Annotated in this window: 13 protein-coding genes and 1 pseudogene; 4 read left to right on the top strand and 10 right to left on the bottom strand. The window is 58.5% G+C overall.

Features of this window, described 5'->3' with window-relative positions; all coding sequences use genetic code 11:
* Window positions 1-4,319: 4,319 nt before the first annotated feature.
* Together ABTV22_RS02755 and ABTV22_RS02750 are read right to left on the bottom strand one after the other, a co-directional pair.
* Window positions 4,320-5,063: pseudogene (locus ABTV22_RS02755) on the bottom strand (dermonecrotic toxin domain-containing protein); the annotation flags it as partial.
* A gap of 360 nt (window positions 5,064-5,423) precedes the next feature.
* Window positions 5,424-10,703 (bottom strand): dermonecrotic toxin domain-containing protein, encoded by a 5,280-nt coding sequence (locus tag ABTV22_RS02750; protein ID WP_433738456.1) that lies wholly within the window; start codon window positions 10,701-10,703, stop codon window positions 5,424-5,426.
* Window positions 10,704-10,947: 244 nt separating this feature from the next.
* Between ABTV22_RS02750 and ABTV22_RS02745 the strand changes: the two genes are divergently transcribed.
* A complete protein-coding gene (locus tag ABTV22_RS02745; RefSeq protein ID WP_433738455.1) occupies window positions 10,948-12,084 on the top strand; it encodes a sensor histidine kinase in 1,137 nt (378 codons plus the stop codon).
* A 109-nt stretch (window positions 12,085-12,193) separates the two neighbouring features.
* On the opposite strand, the gene ABTV22_RS02740 is transcribed toward ABTV22_RS02745, so the two are convergent.
* Both ABTV22_RS02740 and ABTV22_RS02735 read right to left on the bottom strand, forming a co-directional pair.
* Entirely contained in the window at window positions 12,194-12,499 is a 306-nt protein-coding gene (locus ABTV22_RS02740) for a chaperone modulator CbpM (protein WP_433738454.1), read from the bottom strand.
* A 24-nt stretch (window positions 12,500-12,523) separates the two neighbouring features.
* Window positions 12,524-13,468: a DnaJ C-terminal domain-containing protein gene (locus ABTV22_RS02735; protein ID WP_433738453.1), complete on the bottom strand. Its 945-nt coding sequence runs from the start codon at window positions 13,466-13,468 to the stop codon at window positions 12,524-12,526.
* Between the two features lie 296 nt (window positions 13,469-13,764).
* Between ABTV22_RS02735 and ABTV22_RS02730 the strand changes: the two genes are divergently transcribed.
* On the top strand, window positions 13,765-15,039 hold the full coding sequence (locus ABTV22_RS02730) for an Hsp70 family protein (RefSeq protein WP_433738452.1): 1,275 nt from the start codon (window positions 13,765-13,767) through the stop codon (window positions 15,037-15,039).
* A 116-nt stretch (window positions 15,040-15,155) separates the two neighbouring features.
* Here ABTV22_RS02730 and ABTV22_RS02725 read toward each other — a convergent pair whose 3' ends face one another.
* From ABTV22_RS02725 to ABTV22_RS02715, 3 genes are all read right to left on the bottom strand, one after another.
* Window positions 15,156-16,169 (bottom strand): AI-2E family transporter, encoded by a 1,014-nt coding sequence (locus ABTV22_RS02725; RefSeq protein WP_433738451.1) that lies wholly within the window; start codon window positions 16,167-16,169, stop codon window positions 15,156-15,158.
* A 170-nt stretch (window positions 16,170-16,339) separates the two neighbouring features.
* The gene (locus ABTV22_RS02720; RefSeq protein ID WP_433738450.1) at window positions 16,340-16,648 is read right to left on the bottom strand and encodes a PsiF family protein; all 309 of its coding nucleotides are present in this window, start codon (window positions 16,646-16,648) and stop codon (window positions 16,340-16,342) included.
* 64 nt (window positions 16,649-16,712) lie between these two features.
* Entirely contained in the window at window positions 16,713-17,507 is a 795-nt protein-coding gene (locus ABTV22_RS02715; RefSeq protein ID WP_433738449.1) for an AraC family transcriptional regulator, read from the bottom strand.
* A 96-nt stretch (window positions 17,508-17,603) separates the two neighbouring features.
* On the opposite strand from ABTV22_RS02715, the gene ABTV22_RS02710 reads away from it, so the two are divergent.
* On the top strand, window positions 17,604-18,491 hold the full coding sequence (locus tag ABTV22_RS02710; protein ID WP_433738448.1) for a DMT family transporter: 888 nt from the start codon (window positions 17,604-17,606) through the stop codon (window positions 18,489-18,491).
* Between the two features lie 102 nt (window positions 18,492-18,593).
* On the opposite strand, the gene ABTV22_RS02705 is transcribed toward ABTV22_RS02710, so the two are convergent.
* From ABTV22_RS02705 to ABTV22_RS02695, 3 genes are all read right to left on the bottom strand, one after another.
* The gene (locus ABTV22_RS02705; protein ID WP_433738447.1) at window positions 18,594-19,484 is read right to left on the bottom strand and encodes an esterase/lipase family protein; all 891 of its coding nucleotides are present in this window, start codon (window positions 19,482-19,484) and stop codon (window positions 18,594-18,596) included.
* Window positions 19,485-19,591: 107 nt separating this feature from the next.
* Entirely contained in the window at window positions 19,592-19,897 is a 306-nt protein-coding gene (locus ABTV22_RS02700) for a DMT family transporter (RefSeq protein ID WP_433738446.1), read from the bottom strand.
* A complete protein-coding gene (locus ABTV22_RS02695; protein WP_433738445.1) occupies window positions 19,898-20,536 on the bottom strand; it encodes an FMN-dependent NADH-azoreductase in 639 nt (212 codons plus the stop codon).
* 120 nt (window positions 20,537-20,656) lie between these two features.
* On the opposite strand from ABTV22_RS02695, the gene ABTV22_RS02690 reads away from it, so the two are divergent.
* Window positions 20,657-21,595 (top strand): LysR substrate-binding domain-containing protein, encoded by a 939-nt coding sequence (locus ABTV22_RS02690; protein ID WP_433738444.1) that lies wholly within the window; start codon window positions 20,657-20,659, stop codon window positions 21,593-21,595.
* Window positions 21,596-21,630 lie beyond the last annotated feature (35 nt).

Below are 21,630 nucleotides of genomic sequence, written 5' to 3'. Positions count from 1 at the left end.
AGGTGGCGGCTTTGCGCCGAGACGATCCAGTCGTAACCTCGGGACTCACGAATGAACAGCCAGTCGTTCAACTGACGGGTCAATACCTCATGCATCTGATTCCAGCCATTGATGCGTTCATGCATCTGCTGGTCTGTAAGCCCCTGAGTACGCATGTGCTCGATCAATTGCTCCGGCTCCTGTGCCTCCAGCGTCGGTATCAAACGATGCAGGCGTTGCTCCAGCGATAGCACGCTTTCACTGATGTCGGTTGGCAACAAAGGCAGCAACTGGTGGCTGATCGAAACACCGTTTTCCGCTGGCGGAAATTCTTCCGGCACCGTTTGCAAAGCAAATCGGCTTAACGTGCCATCTGCCAGGCCTTTTGCATCTTCGACACGCCGCAGCGCTGCGGACAGGGCCGCTTGCGTTTGCGGGGTCAGGGGCGCACCCGTCAGATTGGTACCGAGCAGAATTGAGTCCCGGGACAGCATCGTCTGCGGCAACGTGGTAATCCGGGTGTCGCGCAGATCAAGCCAGTTGAGCTGCGGCAAATTCTCCGCCCCTGCCGGCCAGCCCTCCAATGTCGACCCCATAAGGTTCAGTGTCTGAAGGCGATCCAGGCTGCCAACATCCAGCCGCGTCAGTCGGCAAGCACGCAGATTCAAGTGTTCGAGACTCGGCAAATCACCATGGGCCAACGATAAATCGGTCACACCGCTACCACTCAGATCAAGGGTTTGCAGGGCGTTGAATTGACGAACAAAGCCCCGCACCTGTTCGGCGGGCCCTTGCAACCCCATCAACCGTAAAGTGTGCACATGCGTGAAACCCTCGGTGGGCAGCCTTGGGAGGGTGTCGAGTTGCAAAAAAAGCAATTCCAGTAAAGAGGAATCGGTCATCTGACCATACAGCGCATTGAAGTTTTCGACCCCGGTTGTCGAGCCATAGCGTTTGAAAAGCCCATTGCGCCAACAGGTTCTCAAGGAGGATGCCGCTGACAAATGGCTTGGCGACGAACCGGAAATGCCAATCCACTTGCTCAACTCGCGCTCCAGTTCTGCATGCTGCGAACTCAGCGCTTCGATGGCTTCGAACCTTGCCTGGGTGCCTTGCCATTGCGCGGCAAACTTTTTGCCCAGCCGATCGATGTTTAGACCGCTGACTCGACGCAGCTCGCCTCTGCAATAGTCACCGACCATTTCCTCCAGATCGATCAAATGCCGAGGCAGGCTGCTGACGCGCTCATAGATCGGCTTGAACACTTCACGGGGGAATTTTGACCAGTCAAGCGACAACCCGGCCAACAGTCGCTCCTGCCCTTGGATCTCCACTGGCAGGTGATCGATACCCGTGCGCCGCAGATTCAAGCGTTCGAGCAGTGGCAACTCAAGCAGGCCCGTGGGCCACTGTTTCATTTGCGGCTCCGTCACTTCCAGTCGGCGCAAATGTTTGAAGGCGCTCAAATCATACGCCGGCTCTTCGAGCATGCTGGCGATGCTGCGGGCACTCACCAGATTAAGCTCCTCAAGATTGATCAGCCTACTCAGTGCCGATAGCAGTGCCGGGGAAGGAGCTGCCCAGACATGCAGACTGGTGAGTTTGCGCAGGCCTCTCAAAGCTTCGAAGGCATTCGCAGTCTCGGCGAAACGCAGATCCAATTGAAGTTTTTCTACATTGGGAAAGTGCGTCAGCAATGTTTCGGATCCGGACGCCATCAATGTCAGATCACGAACATGGGAAAAGTCCGCGGTGATCGGTGGCAGCGCTCCCATATGGATAATTTCAAGCCGGCTGAATCGAGGGTCTTCATCGACCAGAGGCGCACTTCGCCAGGATGCCTTGATGTTTTCCACCACCGTTCGACCGCCGAACAATGAGTTGTTCACGCCACCCGGCACCGGCTGAAGCCACCGCTCAAGCGTCGACTCAAGGGTTTCCCACTCGCGCAAGCGTGCTTGCAGATGCCCATAGATTTGCGCATCGGTTTGCCCTGCCCGTCGTAGCTTGAGGATGTAACCGTTGGCCTGCTGATCCGAAAGCCCGGGATAGACATCCCTCACGCGGGAGCTCAAGGGAAGATCCAGCGCGGGGCCATCGCCGCTGGCGTAATAACCAATTCTGGCCTGACTCACCCGTACCGGTGGTTTGATCCTCCCCGCCCTTGCGCTGCGTTCCTCCAGCAGCCGGGTCATTTCAGCACGATGCACTAATGCGTAATCGACCACGGCTTTTCGCAATGCCTGGCTCTGCCCCGTCTCGGGAAAACCCAAAGCCTTTCGCGCGTGATCGGGCAGCGCATGCATGATGGACTGGTAGAAGTTGTCACCCTGTCGGGGAAGGCTGTTGAGCGCCTCCCCTTGTTCGTTGAAGGCTTGGTAGAACGGCCCTTTTTTCACCAGGTATTTACGGCTTGTGGCCGTCTCCGCGCCAATGCCTTCGAGCATCCGCCCTTCGATGTGACCTTCACGGACTTCCAGTCGCACCTGGTCAGACCAGCCGGGTAACTTCGCCAACGTGTGCAGGGCCAGGCGCTGGCTGTCGGCAGTGACCATGTTGTCCCTGAGCAAGCCGGCATAGGCATGGCTCAGGCGCCCTTGCCGGACATGCCAGCGGGCTTGCTCCTGCATCGGCAGTGGCAGTCGTCCCGTGGCCTGCAATCGGGTGAGTTGCTCCGCGTCAGCCCCTGCCAACACCGCTTGCGCGGCAGACTCGCCAAGCCCCGGATGGAGCTTTTGCAACCTGGCGACCTCGGGGCTCGACGGTGCCTTGCTGCGATACATATTTTCGAACACGGTCGATTGGCGACGCTCCAGGTAATCGCCGATCTGTTTTCTAACTTCCCCCAAGCGCCCATCACGGATCCGCGCAGGTTCGCCGCCAAGTAGACCCGTGATTTCTGACTCATCCAGCGCAGCTAAAATGCGTTCGGGTAACTCGCCGCTCAGTACATCGGCCAGACTTACCCGGATGACAGGTTTGCGCCTGACACCCGCCAATAAGCGCTCGGCGCCGTATTTGACCGAACGCCCTGTCAGTAGCGGATCGTCGAAGACCTGTAACACCCGACCGGCTGGCCAGCGTGGCAGTTCAGTCACCAAGGGCAACGCGGCCAAAGAGCGCAGGTCAGTGGACTCTCCCGTTGCCACCTGCCGAATGACCGTCGCGACATCCCGATCGGCTTCGAACAGCCGCAGGGTGTCGGCCAGTTCCGGTGATGGTGGCATGTCGTCCATGTGCATCTTGCGCAAGGCGTTGTCGCTGATGCCGCTGATATCGGCGATGTCGAGCAGTTGCTGATCGGAAAAACCCTCTGTCATATGCCCCATGCGTCGTAGCAGCGTCAGGCGGTCCCAGGTCAAGGGGCGCTCCAGGGTATGACGCCAGGCACCGAGGCCGTTGTGAGCCAACACTGGCCGATAGGCATCAGGATCGGTGGGATGCTTTATCCGCCAGCGCTGGAGCGACTCATCCCAGGTCGTCTCGTAGACCTTCTCTGCTTGCCGGATATAGGTTTTACCCTCCAACTGATGCTGTCCCTGAAGGCTGGGGCCGCTGCTGCGTTCCAGGCTGACCTGGCTTTCATAAGGGCCAAGTTCCGGACTCCACAAACGGGGCTGTCCATCAGATCGCGTGACAGGATCAAGACGCTCGATCACAGGTTCGGCCTTGATCGCCGACCATTTTGCCAAGCCTTTGCCGACGCCCGCCGTGACCGCCAGCAAGGCGAGATTTTCCGCGACATCAATCAAGTGCGCCTTGGCGGCCTTGCGATCGCCTTCGCTCCACTCGATCGCCCCTTCGAAGGTCTCTTCCAGTAACTGACCGGCCATCACCACCATCATGACTTCGCCCAGCACCGGGACGAACATGGCAACCCCGGTCAGCACCAGCATGCCGATGTTCAGCAACCGGGAGAGCTTTTCCGAGCGCACCCTGGCGTCGACATCCGCCGTCGGTACTGCGTGACTGCGAGCATCGGCAATGACTTTGGCGCGATGTTGTTCAAACAGGTAAGCCCATAGATCGGGGTTGGCCTCCCAAAGCCCTTTGCCCTTGTGAAGAATACCGCCGGGGTCGAGGAAGGGGTCGTCGTTGGGCTTCTTCAGTGTCGGGGATGCGGGGGGCAACTCCTTGATTCCCACCAGTGCGCCGAGCGGGCTGATGCCTTTCCACAACTCGTTCAAGATCGGGGCGTAAGGTGTCAGGTGCTGCAAAAACGAGGTGCTCTTGTCGTCGGTCAGCTGATAGAAATAGTCCGGGCGGTCGGCATAGGCGACGAATTGACTGAAAAATCGCTGATAGGCAGTCGGGCGAATATCGTCAGGGGCAGCACCGTCGCGAGCGGTGAACCGCCGCTTGAACATAGCTTGCATTTCGTCATAGGTGTAACGCTTCAACGGGTGATGCGGGTCGTTGGGGATGTAAAGGATCATGTCATCCGAATAGCGGTACTTTTCGCAAATGGTGAACACCACGCAGCCGGTCATGCGGTGCCTCATCAAGCCCAGATCCCGAAACCAAATCTGCCTTTTCCCTTGGTACGGTTCGGTATCCCCGGCAATGATCGACAGGATTGTCGTGTAGTCCTGGGGCTCAATATCCTTTTTCAACAACGCCGTTTCAGCCGCGGCACGCAGGGCGGTTTTCTGCGCTGTAATGAATTTTTCACGAAGCGTCTGATCCGCCAGGGCGTCCGTAGGGTGCAAGTAATTCTTGAGGTAAGCCTGATACTGCGTGCCGATGTCCAGCGAACGGCACAACCCGGTGAATTGCTCCACCGTTAATGAAGTGGTAACCCTTTCGAAAGTGTCCGGCGTCGAGTTTTCCAACAGAAAACCTGACGACTCGTGAAAAGCGCCACGCTCACATTCCCACGCCTCGAAGTTGTGCAAGGCCGCCTGCAACAGCGGCAGCCTCAAGACTTCGAAACTGCCGATGTCGACACCCAAAACGCCAGCTTCCAGCGTTTTCCTGAGCAGTAAAAAGGTCTTGTTGACGTCCAGTTTTACATTGAACTGCTTGTTCAACGCGTCGATCAGCAACGGCTTGGCAAAGGTATCGATGTCCTGCAATGAAGACATCGTCTGGTCCAGCTGGGTCTGGGCGGTGAAGCTCGCAACGACGCTGTCATTGAGTGTTTTGCGTTGTTGTGAAGATGCGCTGCGATACCAATCGGGCAGAGGTGCGTCGGTTGACTTCAGCTGTTGACGGCGCTGCGCTGTCGCACCAGTCAGCCAATCGGGAATCGCCTGTTCCAACTGCTTGCCGTGGATGCTGCGGGAAATCAGAGCTTGTGGGTTCTGCGCCGTTACCAACGCTGGTGTTGGGAAACCAGACATGGTGTCTCTCCTGTGAAGTGGAGCACTACAACACCATGTCCGGCAGCGTCATCGGCACTACATATCTACCTTCGCACCGAGCACTGTCAGCAGAGTTTTCAATCAGTCGGACGACTCAACGGAGAACGGAGTTGGTTTGGCCTGCACCTTCGCCCGGTCCATCGCCTGCTGTGTCAATTGTCTGAGCAAGGCCTCTCGCTCATGCTTGATCGCCGTGTATTGCGCCGTGAACTCATCGTCGGTCATGACCCTACCCGGCGCGATTTCGCTCTCCGGTTTTCCCAGCTCCAGAGCCAGGGTTCTGAGCTGCAGTTTTTGTCGATCCTTGTCTTCGGGTGACAACTTCGACTCAGTTGCCCTTTCGTCCAGTGTCACCTTGAATTCGTACAGGGCATCCATCCGCCGATCGAACTGCCTGAAGCGCACACGATTGGCCCCTTCCACATAGGTTTTCCAAAACGATTGATCGGCGATCGAATCCCGCAACAGATCCCCTTCCTCCAAGGCGAGCACCCGCAGGCGTGCCTCTTCAATCATTGTGGGCGTCACGCCTGCAATGCCGCGAAACTGCATGGTGCGAGCCTGCCAGGGCAAGTCGAGCCCATTCTCCGCCTCCGGCTTTGCCAGTTCCGTGGTGAAGGCCAAGTGAACCTCGACGATATCAATGGTCCCCGTCATGGTGCCTAACGCATCCACCCGTTGAATCTGTTCACCGTTGGCCACGCGATCGGCAATATGCCGCTCGGCTATTCGCTCGATCTCGTCCAGGCGCGATTTGCCCTTGGCCAGCTCGACCAGTTCTGATTCGATCAACCCTGGGTTGCCCAAGCCATAGGCTTCGTGAACGAGCACCTTCATGCCCAATACATTAAACAGCTGCGTCGCACCATCGACACACTGAGTGCGTGCCACGGCCTCGGCAAAAAGGGTCGTACGCAATTCGCTGTCCTCTGCCATGGCCTCCAGCATGCGCCAGACCCTGGCGGTCAGGTCGATCCGGTAATTGCCACCGGCCTTGAAGTCCGCGGACTGGGTCAGCCGCCAGATCTCGAGAAAGAAGGACTCGGAGTTAAACTCATCTTCAACATCGTTCCAGATCAACTGTTTGGCCTGCCACTCTTGCAGGGGCATGCCCTCGGCCCATTCGCTGCTGTCAACGGTCCCCCTGGGTGGATAAGCACGCTCCGGATCCAACCCCGCCGATTCGGTGTAGAGCCTGAGCCTTTCCAGGTTCTGTGATGACAGCCATTGAGGATCACGAGTCAGCACCGAACGCGCCAGCAACTCGGCGCGAAACGAACCGGGCGCAACGTCAGGTATCCGGTTGATTGGATTGTGCCGCATGTCCAAAAACAGGCTGCGAGGTCGCGGCTGGGCAAACAGCCCGGTCGGCCAGCTGTCGATACCTGTGTTTTCCAGAATCAACAACTGCAGTTCTGGCATCCGGCTGATATCGGGCAGCAACTTCAATGGGTTTGCTTTCATCGCCAGGGATTTGAGGCGGATCAAGCCTTTCAAGTGCGCCACGGCCTCAGGTGTCAACTCGATTCGGTTGCCGTTCAGTATCAGATGCTCGAGGTAACGCATGTCACCGATCTGTGGTGGAAGGTGGGTTAACGCATTGCTGCCAAGATCGAGAAAGCGCAACCGGCGGAAATGAGAAAGAAACAGTGTCTGGCCATCGAGCAACGCACTTTGGCGCATGCTCAAGCTGGTGACATGGTCAAAATTTGCCTCCAGCACTGGCATTCCCGCCAGGTGTCGATTCATGGGCAGTCTATCGAGATTGAGCATCTGCGGGCGGACAATCCCTGGAACGTCCGCACCTGCAGGTCCCGTCCTTTGCCAGCATTGCCTGATCGCCTTCTGGACCGCTTCCCTGGAACGCCACTCGGCCATCCCTTCGGGACTGAAGCGAAATGAGCTTGTGGGCGAGTCCATCCAATACCGCATTTGTTCGTTCAACAGATCGAACTCAGCCTCCAGTTCGCCGACCCGCTGGGCCGCCGATTCACCGAATTCAGTCAACAGCGTTGTGAGTTGCTCGTCGCTGAATCCTGGGTACAACGCGCTGACTCGCCGATGCAGCATTGACTGGTCAAGGTGCTGGCGGTAGCCCTCCATGCCTCCACGCAGGCGCATGGTCTGCGGATCGTAGGCTGGTTTGCGTTCTGGATGGGTCGCCAACATCGACTCCAATTGCGAGTGATCCAGCGCAGAACGCTGGATCGTCTGCCTGAGCCGTACACTGTCGAAAATGTCATAGCCCAGTGCCTGTCGCTCGCCATCCGGCAGGGCATGCAACACCGACGCATAGAGATCGTCGGCGCCGTGCAAGTGCTGGTCTCGATCATCCCGCGCCTCGAATCGGCCGTCATCGTTCATCACCAGGACTTTGCGAATGGGCGCATTTTCGGGGCCGACGCTCGCGTACAAGTCGCCACTGAATGAATAAGCACGAATGTCGATTCGCACGTCAGCCGACCAGCCCGGCAACTTGGCAAGCGAGCCCAATGCCAGTTTGCAGGTATCGTTGTTTTCCAGCGCTTCAAGGTAGAGACCTTCATAGGCACGACTGAGCCGCACCTGGGCTTGCGCCCGTCGCGCCTGTTGATGCAAGCGCAGAGGAAGACGCTGCTTCTGTGCTAGATGGTGCAGGTCCTCAGGCTCGGCGGCGATCAGCAATTGTTCGGCGACGGCACTGGGTAACTGTGGATACTCACGGCGCAACAAAGCTGTTCGCGGGTCTGTGGAAACGTCTCGCGTGGCGTAGAGCGTTTCGAATAGGCGTGGCTGATTTTTTCCGGCCTGCTGGGCCACCCGGGTTTTCAGCTCATCAATACGCGCCTGCTTGTCGCCGGCGACACTTTGTCCGAGCAGTTCGCGGATTTCCTGTTCGTTGAAGTGCTCGATCACACGCTGCGGCAGCTGGCCGTCGCGCAGCTGCGCGCGGGTCAACTTGATGTGGTGGGCACTGTTCGTCGCGTTGTTGCCGTAGCTGATCGACTTACCCGACAGCCCTGGCCCGTCAAACAACTCCACGACTCTTGATTGCGGCCAGCGCGGCAGTTCCGTCATCAGGATGGGGACGAAGGTTTCCAGCGCTTCGGGTATTTGATTGGCCAGTATCTGCCGGCCCAACTCGCCGGCATCGCCATAGGCTTTGAAGCGCCTGAAGGTATCGACCAGCATCGCCGGTGGCGTGTCGTGCTCGACATGCACGCGGCGCAATGCATTGTCCGTCACGCCACTGACCGTCAGCACCTGCTCGAGACGTTCATCGGACCATCCCTGTACAGACGGTTCCAGCCGACGCAACAACCGCAGCTTGTCCCATTCCAGCGGCCGATCGAGTTCGGTCTTCCAGCTTCCGGCGCCGTTATGTTCCAGCAAAGGTTGATAGCCCTCAGGCCGTACAGGATGCTGAATTCGGTACCGCCCCGTCTCGGTGTCCTGCCTGACGGCAAAGTGTTCATCATCGAGACGCAAAACCTGCTGCTCGGCATGAGCGTAAAGACCCAAGCCGTTTGCCTCTGAGGCCTCGGGCAAGGTGAGCATATGCCTGTAGGGGCCAAGATCCGGATTCCACAGTCGCGTCTTGCCCTTGAACTGCACCGGTTTGAGACTTTCGACAAAGGGCGACACCTTGACGGGTACGATGTCCGTCTTGGGTAACACATGCCCGGCCCCCATCAACGCCAGTTGCGCAAAGTTGATCAACACGCCGTTGATATGGCCCGCCGCTTCTTCCCGGTCTCCCTTGCTCCAGTCTTCGACCCCTACGGCCAGCTCCGCGAGCATTTGCGCAACCATAATGCCCAGCACCACCTCGCCCACACCCGGTATCAGCATCGCGCCGAAGCTGAACAGGTTCCAGCCGATGTCCAGATAGCTGGTCAATCGCTTCCAGCGAGTGGCCGCATCTTCATCGTCCGTCGGCACCGCAATGTGTCGTGCATCGCTGAGGGCTTTGTCCCGGCGCTCCCGAAACAAGGTCACCCACAGATCACCGGCCATCAGGTTGGTGATCGGCTCTGCATTGGGGTTTTCGACAGCGGTCTCGCGCCACCAGGGGCCCATGTCGAGCGGGGCGCGTTGCTGCCAGGTGATGGTCTTCAATCGCTCGTTGGCGCGGGCGAAAAAAAGCCCTTTGTCCTTTTGCGCAACGAACCGACTGAAGAAGGCTTGGTATTGAGGGTCGCGTAGCTGGCTGATCAGGGTTTTCATGAAGTCCGACAGCGACTCGTATTCCTTCAACGGATGATGAGGGTCCTGCGGCACATAAGCGATCAGCGGCCCGGTCAATCGACTCTGTTGATAAATATCTTCATTGCGCAGTAGCTCATCCTTTACCCCGTCTGGCCCATTGGCAAAAAAGGCCTGGAGCATTTTGTATTTTTCATACTCTTGGCCGGGTAAAACAGGCACGCGCCGCGACCAGTCCAGCCAGAACTTCAAGCTGTCGGGTGTCAAGGTATCGACCGCCTGCTTCAGGGCCGACGGGTCTGCAACGGCGCTGAAAAGCACAACGCCGGTCAACCTGAAGCCCATGAGCGACAAACGGTGACTGCGCATTGGAAGATCGTAGAGTTTGATGCCTTGTTTATTCTCAGCGACCCCACGAAGCCTGTCGTAGCCATGGGCACTGACATCACCGTTCAAGCGGGCGATAAACGCCGACAGTTTGAAATCCGCACATTCACTGGCAATCGATCGTTCTTGCAGTTGCCTTTTCGCACTCGCGCCAAGCGGCTCCAGCCTAGATCTAAGGTGCGTTTGATACTGCTTTCCGATGTCCAGCTTTCGACACAATAGGGCGAACTGTTGCGCCGTTATTGAGTTGATGCGTTGTGACGTTCCTTGATTGCCCGTTTGATAAATGCCAGATCCGCTTCTGAAGGCCTCCGGACGCGTTTCCGTCGACTCAAAATTATGCAGCGCTGCGGCGAGCAAGGAAGTGTGCCGGATACGACTGGCGCCCCTGTCGATACCAAAAATAATGGTATCGGGCACATAAAGCTGCAGTGATAGGTGCTCGGGATTTTCATCAGTCTTTAAATGGTCTTTCAGCGCAGTATTGAGCAACGGCCTGGCGAAGGTCTCGATATCCTGCTCCAGCTCAGGGAGCAACTCATCCAGTTCACTTTGCGAGCGCAGGCGTTGATCCATTAACTCCTTGAGATACTGCCGGTCCACTTCCCGTGCATTGATGAACCAGTCCGGCATTTTCGCCTTCAGGTTCAACATTGATCCCAGTGTTTTCGTCGATGCATTTTTTATCGCATTGGGAATGACATTAATGATGCGTTGTTCGTGGACACTCTTGTTGGCCTTGGTAACGGATGGAACAGTCGTCGAAGTGCTTCCCTGCAAATCGGACATCTTCTAAACCTCAGGTTAATTGATGGAGCCAATAGCCTAGGCATCCCCCCAAAAAACAAAAGGCTGAAAAACTGTTTGCTCTCTACAGGGTTCATGCGGTGAACCGTCGAAAAACAAGACTGAAACTATGTATCTTTACCACCCGAAAAAGGCACAGTATGCAGCGGCTCCGCGGGCGGTTTTTTCCAGCCCGAAGGCGCTAATATTCGAAACACCCTGCATTCACCCGCTCAGGAATTCACCCATGCGCTTACCCGATTTCATCAGGCAACAGGTGGACCGAATCGTCGATGAGTGGGAGCAGTTCGCCAGAACCATCACGCCCGCAGCCGAGAATCTGGATCGAGTCGCCCTGCGCGACCACGCCAGGGCCATTCTGTTGGCGGCCGCCAGGGACATGACCAAGCCCCAGAATGCCAGCGAGCAAATGGCCAAGGCCAAGGGCGAAGGCCCGGAAAAAACCCCAAGCCTGGATGAAGCCGGCGCCAGCCATGGTGAACTGCGTCATACCGTGGGCTTCGACCTGGTACAGATGACCAGCGAATTCCGCCACTTGCGGGCCTGTGTTATTCGCCTGTGGGTCGACAGCCTGGAGTCGCCTGATATGACGTACTTCCAGGACATGATCCGGTTCAACGAGGCCATCGACGAAGCCCTCGCCGAATCCACGGCGGCCTACGCCGAACAGGTCAACCGCTCACGGGATATTTTTCTGGCGATTCTCGGCCATGACCTGCGCGCCCCGCTGCAAGCAGTGAGCATGTCCACCGAGCTGCTGCTGCGTAAGACAACGCTTGCGGGCGATGCGCTGACCTGCGCCAACAACATCAAGCGCGGCGCTCAGCATATGGCGGCGATGGTCAATGACTTGCTGGAGTTAGTGCGCAGCCGCCTGGGCAAGGATCTGCCGATCGAACCGGCACCGATGAACCTGGCCGATGCGACGCATGCGGCGATTGCACTGGCCTGCGCGGGTAATCCGGAGTGTGATCCGACGGTGATCGTCGAGGGTGATACGCAGGGCAACTGGGACGCCGTGCGACTGGGCCAGTTGCTGCAAAATCTTATCGGCAATGCCTTGCAGCATGGCTCGACCAAACGCGATGTAACGGTAACGCTCACCGGCTTGCCAGACACTGTTCGTCTCACGGTGCATAACGATGGTGCGCCGATTGCCGAGGACACAATCGGCACGATCTTCGACCCGCTGGTGCGTAGCGCCGACGAAGAGCTCGGCCAACCGTCCACCAGCCTTGGCCTGGGGTTGTTCATCGTCAAGCAAGTAGTCGATGCGCATGGCGGGACGATTGAAGTCACTTCCAGAGAAGTGGATGGGACACTGTTTACCGTGGTTCTGCCACGCCGACCACAGGAACTGTAGGAACTGTGTAGGAGCTGCCGAGTGCAACGAGGCTGCGATCTTTTGATTCTGTTTTTCAAGATCAAGAGATCGCAGCCTCGTTGCACTCGGCAGCTACAGGGTTTGGGGACTATTCGACGACCAACCGCCCCAACCGCTGCTTGAGCATCTGGTTTTCCGCCCGCAACTGCTGGACCTCTTCCAGCAGGTCCAGCGCCAGGGCGACGCCTTCCCAGTCCAACTCCAGATCATGGCGCAGCTTGGCGGCCCGTTTGGCCAGTGCCAGTTCGTAGTCGGTGAAACGCCAGTCCTTGGGCACGGTACCCTGAGGTTCGAGGATGCCGTGCTCGACGATTTCGATCACGTAGACGTCCGACAGGTCAGTCGCCTCACAGAATTCTGCCAAGTCCAGTTGAACGATCAGGGGACTGCTCATGGTCAGTAGCTCCTTGGTTCCAAATCAGAAGTTCTCTCGCGGGTCGAAGGCGGCTTTCTTCGCCAGTTCCTGCCACAGGGCCTTGATGTCATCGTCGGTTTTCTTCGGCATGACGGCCTTCAGTTGCACGAACAGGTAGCCCCGCTCACCCGACTTGTTCAGCAAGCCGTGGCCCTTGGCGCGCATGCGCTGACCGTTCTGGCTGCCGGCCGGGACCTTGAGGTTGATCTTGCCGGTCAGGGTCGGCACCGCGACTTCAGTGCCCAGCGCCAGCTCCCACGGTGCCAGTGGCAACGTGATGATCAGGTTTTCGCCTTCGACGTCGAACTTGGGGTGCGGCGCAAAGCGGATCGTCAGGTACAGATCGCCGTTGGCGCCACCGCCAACCCCTGGCGCGCCCTGCCCTTTAAGGCGGATGCGCTCGCCATCGCTCACGCCGGCAGGGATTTTCACGTTCAGGCTTTTCGGGGTGTTGCTGACGTGCTGGCCGGCCGCGTTGTATTGCGGCACCTGGAAGGTGACCTTCTTCGATTCGTTCGACAGGGTTTCCTCAAGGAAAACACCCAGTTCCATTTCCACGTCCTGCCCTCGACGCCCGGTGCTGCGGCGCGACTGTCCGCCACCACCGAAACCTGGGCCTCGGTTGCCAAAGATCGAACTGAAGAAGTCCGAGAAATCGCCGGTGTCCTGTCCACCGCCGAAACCGCCACGGCTCTGCCAGCCCGGCGGCCCCTGGAACGGTTGCCCATGCTGGCCATAACGGCGCAGGTCGTCGTATTCGGCGCGCTTGTCGGCGCTTTTCAGCGCTTCATAGGCTTCCGAGGCGTCCTTGAACTTGGCTTCGGCGTCCTTTTCCTTGCTGACGTCGGGGTGGTATTTGCGCGCCAGCTTGCGATAGGCCGCCTTGATGGCCTTGTCGTCAGCTGTCGGTTCCACACCGAGAATCTTGTAATAGTCTTTGAAGTCCATCGCTCGAATCACCATCCGTTATCGAAATCGCGCCACCTGCCACAGCATGCGCCTTTTGGCTGCACACAAATTGACCGATCTCAGGATTGTGACCGGGTAGCGCTTCAGAAGTTTATCGGCAGCAGGCGGGGCGACTTGCGCTCGCTCCTGGCTGTCCGGTTGATGCAGGGTAGTTTGGGGGTGATGGCACATCTTTCAAGGCGCCTGACGGCGAGATTTAGCAGATAACCGGCCTTCGATTCTGTGCCGCACTGGCATACACTGCGCGGCCGTTTTTTAACCGGAACCTGAAAGACATGAAAAACGCTTCTCCAGCCCGTGCCGTTGGTATCGACTTTGGCACGTCCAACTCCACCGTCGGCTGGCTGCGCCCCGGCATGGAAACGCTGATTGCGCTGGAGGATGACAAGATCACCCTGCCCTCGGTGGTCTTCTTCAACCTCGAAGAACGCCGCCCGGTGTACGGCCGGCTGGCGCTGCACGAGTACCTGGAAGGCTACGAAGGCCGACTGATGCGCTCGCTCAAAAGCCTGCTGGGTTCCAAGCTGATCAAGCACGACACCAGCGTTCTGGGCACGGCCATGCCGTTCAAGGACCTGCTCGGCCTGTTCATCGGCCAGCTCAAGAGCCGCGCCGAAGCGGCCGCCGGTCGGGAATTCGAGCAAGTGGTGCTGGGGCGCCCGGTGTTTTTCGTTGACGAAGACCCGGTCGCCGACAAAGAAGCCGAAGACACCCTGGTGGAAGTCGCGCGCAAGATCGGTTTCAAGGAAGTCTCATTCCAGTTCGAGCCGATTGCTGCGGCGTTCGACTATGAGTCGACCATTGAAAAGGAAGAGCTGGTACTGATTGTCGACATCGGCGGGGGTACCTCCGACTTCTCGCTGGTACGCCTGTCGCCTGAGCGCCGGGGTGTGGATAACCGCCAGGAAGACATCCTGGCCACCGGCGGCGTGCACATCGGCGGGACCGACTTCGACAAGCAATTGAGCCTGCAGGGCCTGATGCCGCTGTTCGGCTACGGCAGCCGGATGAAGAGCGGCGCCTACATGCCCACCAGCCACCACATGAACCTGGCGACCTGGCACACCATCAACTCGGTGTACTCACAGAAGTCGCAACTGGCGCTGGGCAGCATGCGCTACGACATCGAAGACACCGGCGGCATCGATCGCCTGTTCAAGTTGATCGAACAGCGCGCCGGGCACTGGCTGGCCATGTTGACGGAAGAAACCAAAATCGAACTGACCCATGTCGACAGCCGCACCGTTCCGCTGGATCGCATCGAAGCCGGTTTGAGCGTGGAACTGAGCCGGGCGCTGTTCGAATCGGCCATCGACAACTTGTTGGAGCGTGTGCGCAACAGCGTCAGCCAGTTGTTGAACGATGCCGGCGTTCAGGTCGGTCAGGTCGACACCGTATTCTTCACCGGTGGTTCGAGCGGGATTCCGGCGCTGCGTAACAGCGTGTCGGCGATGCTGCCGAATGCGCGGCATGTGGAAGGCAATATCTTTGGCAGCATTGGTAGTGGTTTGGCCATTGAAGCGGCCAAGCGTTACGGCACCATGGACTGATCCGAGACCGAAGCGCCCCTATCGCGAGCAGGCTCGCTCCCACAGTTGATCGCATTCTTCTGTGGGAGCGAGCCTGCTCGCGAAGGGGTCTTGTCAGGCAATAAAGATCTGCCTGATCAAACCATCCCCACCTGCTTCAACTCACTCTTCAGGTACGCGTAATAAATCGGCCCCGCCACCACTCCCGGCAGGCCGAACGCGGCTTCGAACACCAGCATCGCCAACAGCAACTCCCACGACTTGGCACTGATCTGCCCGCCGACGATACGCGCGTTGAGGAAGTATTCGAGCTTGTGGATAAAGATCAGGTAACCCAGCGCCGCCAAGGCCACCCAGATCGACAACGACAGGCCGACGATGGTGATCAGGGTGTTGGACATCAGATTGCCGATCACCGGCAACAGACCTAGCAGGAAGGTCAGGACGATCAGGGTCTTGGTCAGCGGTAGCTTGATGCCGAACATCGGCAGCACGACCGCCAGGAAGATCCCGGTAAAGAAGGTGTTGAGCAGGGAGATCTTGATCTGCGCGAAGACGATATTTCTGAAGGCCTGGACCAACAGGTGCAAGCGCTCGAACAGTGCGGCAGCCAGCGGTTTGCGCTTGGTCAGGTCAGGAATGCGCTGCAAGGCAATGATCGCCCCCAACACCATGCCGATCAGCAGCGTCACGAACATGTGTGCAGCGTCCTTGCCTACCAGCTGCAAGTCACTGAGGTGTTTGCTGACCCACTCGCCAATCGCTACGCGAAACTCGGCGGCACTGGCCGGCAGGTAGGCATCGATAAACGGTGGCAGTTGACCGCGAGCACGATCGACCACGCCCATGAACTTGTCGAGGGAGGCGCCGGGGTTCTCCGCCTCGTGCAGCAGAAAGCTGATGGCGCCGGCAAAGATCAGCGCCAGCACACTGACAATCAAAGTCCCTAACAAGGCCACTGCGAGCCAGCGTGCGCGTCGACCCTCGATCAATCGCTGCAATTGCGGGGTGAGCATGTTGACCAGTTCGAACACCAGTAGCCCGGCCAACAGGCTGGGCAACAACCGCAACGGGATCACCAGCAGCAACCCGCCGAAAATAATGACCCAGCTGATGACCAGCAAAACTTGACGCTGAGAAAACGTTGGCATACAGCCTCAAAACGAACGGCGTAAAAGGATTGGCAGTCTGCCAGCGTTCCGGCAGCGAAGCGAGTTTATGAACACGCCCGGTGTCGCGCCGAAAAGATCGCAGCCTTCGGCAGCTCCTACAGGGATCGCAATCTTTTGTAGGAGCTGCCGAAGGCTGCGATCTTTTGACTTTATTTTTTCTTCAGGCACTCACTCATGAACGCCTTGCGCGCATCACCTTTCAGGGCTTTGGTGGTGGCATCGGCGTTACAGGTCTTCATCTTTTCCTGCTGCGGGGTCAAGGCCTTGGCAGCATCGTTGGCCGCCGGTGCCGCTTTGAGGCAAGTGCTCATGAAGGCTTTGCGTTCATCGCCCTTGAGGCTTTTGGCGGTAGCGTCGGCATTGCAGGTGGTCATCTTGTTTTGTTGTTCAGTGGCAGCGAAGCCTTGGGAGCAGAGCAGTAATCCAATCATCAACAAAGGGACACGCAGCATCTTCATGGAGTTTTCTCCTTGTCGCCGCACCGAGGGGAACGGCCTTGCCCTGGAGTGTAGACAAAGGCTGTTACACCTTCCTGCTCTCCAGGTGGCTGCGTCGGTACTGCTCCGGCGTGCAGCCGGCCTGACGCTGGAACATCGCGATGAACGCCGAGCCGGTGCTATAACCCAGGTCGAAGGCGATTTCCTGAATGCTGCGCGAACTGTCCAGCGCTTCGATCGCCGCAAGAAACCGCAGGCGCTGGCGCCACTCGCCGAAGCTCATGCCCAACTCGCGGACAAACTGTCGCGCCAAGGTACGTTCACTGACATGGATGAGCCCCGCCCACTCCGCTAGTGGCCGGTTATCCCCTGGGTCGCTTTGCAAGGCTTCGAGAATGCCAAGCAGCCCGGCACTGCTGGCATAGGGCAAGTAGCACTCATGCACCGGCGCCTGTTGCAGTTGGTCCACCAACACTTGCGCGAGGCGCTGATCGGCATCCCGCTCGGGAATTTTCACGTCACGGGCGGCGAAATCCTTGAGGATGGCCTTGAGGATGTCACTGATGTCCAGGGTGCAGGCCTGCGCCGGCAAGTCACGGCACAGGGTCGGCGCGAGGCAGACCGCACGGTAGTTGATGGGCTGATTGCTGTAGAAACTGTGTTCGGTTTCGGGGGGCACCCACACCGCGTATTGCGGCGGCGACATGAACCGACTACCGCCGATCTCCATGTGCAGCACGCCATGGGCGGAATACTCCAGCGTGCCCCAGGGATGTTGGTGAGCCGAAGCAAAACGGTGCGCATCGAAATCGGCGTAGCGGAAGTACACCGGGGCAGGCAGTTCGCTGAAATCAAGCAGGTCGATGTGTTGACTGGTCATGCTGTCCGGAATCAGGGGCGTGTTGTCTGGATCGAAGTATAGGCTTGTATCCAGACAGGGGATAATCGCCCCTCACTAACGTTCTGGTTTTTCCCAATGCAATACGCTTACCCCCTGCTGGCCATTTTCATTTGGGCCGGCAACACCGTGATCACGAAAATGTCGGCCGGTGCGATCTTCCCCGCTGAAATCGGTTTTTATCGCTGGCTGCTCGCCGGCTTGCTGTTCACGCCCTTCATGCTCAAACCGGTGATCGCCCACTGGCCGGCCATCCGCCCTAATCTGGGCAAGGTCTTCATCCTCGGCGTACTTGGCATGGCGGTCTATCAAAGCCTGGCGTATTTCGCCGCGGCACTGACCTCGGCCACCAACATGGGCATCATCCTGTCGCTGATGCCATTGATGTCTCTGGCCATGGCGATCATCAGCCTGGGCCAGCGCCTGACCGCCGGTGCGCTGGCCGGTGCGGTGCTGTCGTTTGCCGGGGTATTGGTCGTTGTCTCGTCCGGCAGCCTCGAGGTGCTGCTCGAGCATGGGGTGAACCTGGGCGATGCGATGATGCTGATCGCCACACTGGCCTACGCGGTCTACAGCACCCTGCTGAAGAAATGGCAGCTGAAATTGCCACCGCTGGTGTTGCTGTATCTACAGGTGCTGGTGGCGGTGGTGGTGCTGTTTCCGCTGTTCCTCGCCTCACCGAAGATCGGCCCAACCCTGCAGAACATTCCGCTGGTGCTATACGCGTGCTTGCTGGCCTCGATGCTGGCGCCATTGGCCTGGATGCAGGCCGTGGTGCGACTGGGCCCGAGTCGGACCACGCTGTTTTTCAATTTACTGCCGGTGATGACTGCGTTGATCGCCGCGGTGGTGCTGCATGAGCAGTTGGCGGTTTATCACCTGGTGGGTGGGGTTTTGACGTTGGGTGGGGTGATTGTTTCGGAGCGGTGGACGACGGTGTTGAGCAGAAAGGTCAGCCATGCCTGATCTGTGGCGAGGGGATTTATCCCCGTTGGGCTGCGAAGCGGCCCCAAAAAATGGGACTGCTACGCAGTCCAACGGGGATAAATCCCCTCGCCACAACGCGGTCTAGAGCCCTGCTGCCTTGAGTCGCACGGCGTGTTCTACAAACAACCGGATCGGCTCCGCCCCCTTCCCCACCAACCCCAACGACTGATTGACGATGTCGAAATGGTCCAGCGGATACTCATCGCCAATCACCATCCCCAGATGCGAGCTGTAGCGCCCGACCATCCCATCGCAATGCCCAGCCTCGCGCACAAAGGTTTTGGCGAACAATCGGCAAGTGCGGTTGGTGCCATCGAACAGGTTGCGTCCACGATTGGTCTTGCCCGGTTGCAGGGTGCCGGACCAGGAGTAATAGCGAACGCCATTCACCTGCGATGGCCCATGCCCGCCCCATGTCTCAGGCAACCCTTGTGGATATCGCTGATTGAACAGTGCCACGCCTTGCGTGGTGAGTGAATGGTGGGAGGCATGGATATCCACCGGCAGCTTCGGCCCGCGATATCCGGTTTCCAGCAGGCCCATCAACACCCCGACCATGCGCACCAAAAAAATCAACCATCGGCACTTAACGCTACCGTGTGGATAGTGTGTGTGCAGGTAATCGGCCAGTTCCGAACCGTGATTCGGCCCCGCCACCGATGTCACCGACGCCACCCTATCCGGGCGTCTGGCGGCCGCATAACGGGCCGTGAGTGCACCCTGGCTGTGGCCGATCAGGTTGACTTTCTCGGCCCCCGTTTCGCGCAGGATTTCCTCGATCCGCGCCAGCAATTGTTCACCGCGCACTTCACTGGAATGGAGGGGCGAGACCTGCACCGCGAACACCTGCGCACCATCCTGGCGCAACGCCGGAACGATCCCGTACCAGTAGGGATAGAGCAGCAGCCGGACAAAACCGAGCATTCCCGGGACCAGCACCAACGGGTAACGCGTTGCCGAACCCTGCGACATGGGCAGACATCCTTGTAAACGTTGAGTGACGCAAGATCGGATGCAAGACATCCACCAAGCATCGCCAGCGAAGATGACAACTCAACCTGCAGTCTATGACATCCGCCCTACTTCAACCCGACGACACCCGCCACGATCAGCCCGACCGACACTAATTTGACCGCCGTCAGGCTTTCGCCCAACAACGCAAACCCGAGAAACACCGTGCCCAGCGAGCCGATAGCGGTCCAGATCGGGTAAGCGATGCTCACCGGCAGCTCGCGCATGGCCAGGGTCAGGAAATACACCCCACCCACCGCCGCCACGACGGTGATCAGCGACGGCCACAGGCGGGTGAAACCTTCGGCGTACTTCATACCCATGGCGAAGGTGACTTCAAAGCCCGCGGCGATCAGTAAACACAGCCAGGCCATTCAGAACTCCCTGGCCAACGCGACCAGCCGTTGTTCGGCCTGTGCAGCGGACACCGCAAACGTGCGCGCTTCGGATTCTTCACCTTCAGCAGCGACCACCGTGACATCGGTGATGCCGATAAAGCCCAACGCCGTGCGCAGCAAGGAATCGGCATGGTTCATGGCTTCCAGCTCACCGCCCGGACCGAAACCGAAGCCACCGCGACTGGTGACAATCAGCGCCTTTTTACCGTGCACTAGCGGTTCGTACTGAGCCACGCCGTTGTCCAGGGTGTGGTTGAAGGTCAGCCCGATACGCACGATCTGATCGATCCAGGCCTTCAAGCCACTGGGGACGCTGAAGTTATGCATGGGCGTGGAAATCACCAGCACGTCATGTCCCAGCAATTCACCAACCAGTTCATCGCTGAACGCCAGATCCGCCTGCATCGACAGAGGTCGCGCGTCCGGCTCCGGGTAAAACGCAGCGGCCACGAATGCCTCGTTGACCGGCGGTATCAACGCCCGACCGACTTCGCGGCGGGTGAGTTGCGCCTGCGGTTTGCGGGCTTGCAAGGCCGAAAGAAATACCTCGGCCAAACGCCGTGAGTGCGAGCGCTCACCTCGTGGGCTGGCATGAACAGCAAGAATTTTACTCATCTGAATCTCCTCGGGACTAAACTAAAACTGCTTGTGGCTTGCAGCTTCAAGCTTGTGGTTGCCCCTGTTCAACTGAGCAAAAATCATTCTGGATGAATCTGTTTCATCCATGGAGTCTTCATGTTTGCCTCTTTGCCGCTGACGGCCCTGCGTGCCTTTGAATCGGCCTCGCGCCTGCTGAGTTTCAAAGCCGCCGCCGAAGAACTGTCAGTGACCCCGACGGCGGTGTCCCACCAGATCCGTTCACTGGAAACCTGGCTCGGCGTGCAGCTGTTCGAACGCCTGCCACGCCAGGTGCGCCTGACCGAAGGCGGTGAGCGACTGTTCCATAGCCTGCATGGCGCGTTTCTGGAAGTGGCACAAAGCGTCGATACCCTGCGCCCGCAACGCAGCGGCACCAGTCTGACGATCTCCACCACCGCGGCCTTCGCCGCCCTGTGGCTGGTGCCGCGCCTGGGCCGCTTCTACGCCCGCCATCCGAACATCAGCGTGCGCCTCGACACCCATTGCGAAGTCATCGACCTGCATCAGGACGCCAGTGTCGATCTGGTGGTGCGCTACAGCCTCGACGACTACCCGAACCTGTACGGTCTTTGTCTGTTCGACGAATCCTTTGGCGTCTATGGCTCGCCGGAACAAGTGATGTTGGCAGCCACTTGCACACCGACGCTGATCAGCGTGCGCTGGCACAACTCCAAACTCTATGCCCACGGCTGGGAAGCCTGGTGCGCACAATCCGGCGAAGCCTGGCTGACCGGCCAACCCGCCGTGCGCGAATACGATGAAGAACATTACGCCCTGCAAGCGGCGATAGCCGGGCAAGGGCTGGTGCTGGCGAGCAATATTCTGGTGTCCGAGAGTGTGGCCAGCGGATTACTGATGCCTTATCGGGGCGATGTGCAGGTGGATGGCGCCGGTTACAGCGCCCTGTGTGTACCGGGACGGGAGCGACATCCGCCGGTTCGGGCTTTTTTTGCGTGGCTGCAAGAGGAGCGTCGACCTCCGGCGAACACGTGCGATCAAGTATTTAATATCTCTAGCCCGACACTTACCCAATAAGAATCAAAGTACAACTTTATTCACACCCCACCCTG

Source organism: Pseudomonas putida (genome assembly GCF_050990305.1).
GTDB classification, from domain to species: Bacteria; Pseudomonadota; Gammaproteobacteria; order Pseudomonadales; family Pseudomonadaceae; genus Aquipseudomonas; species Aquipseudomonas putida_AH.
This window is presented reverse-complemented; position numbering and strand designations above follow the sequence as displayed.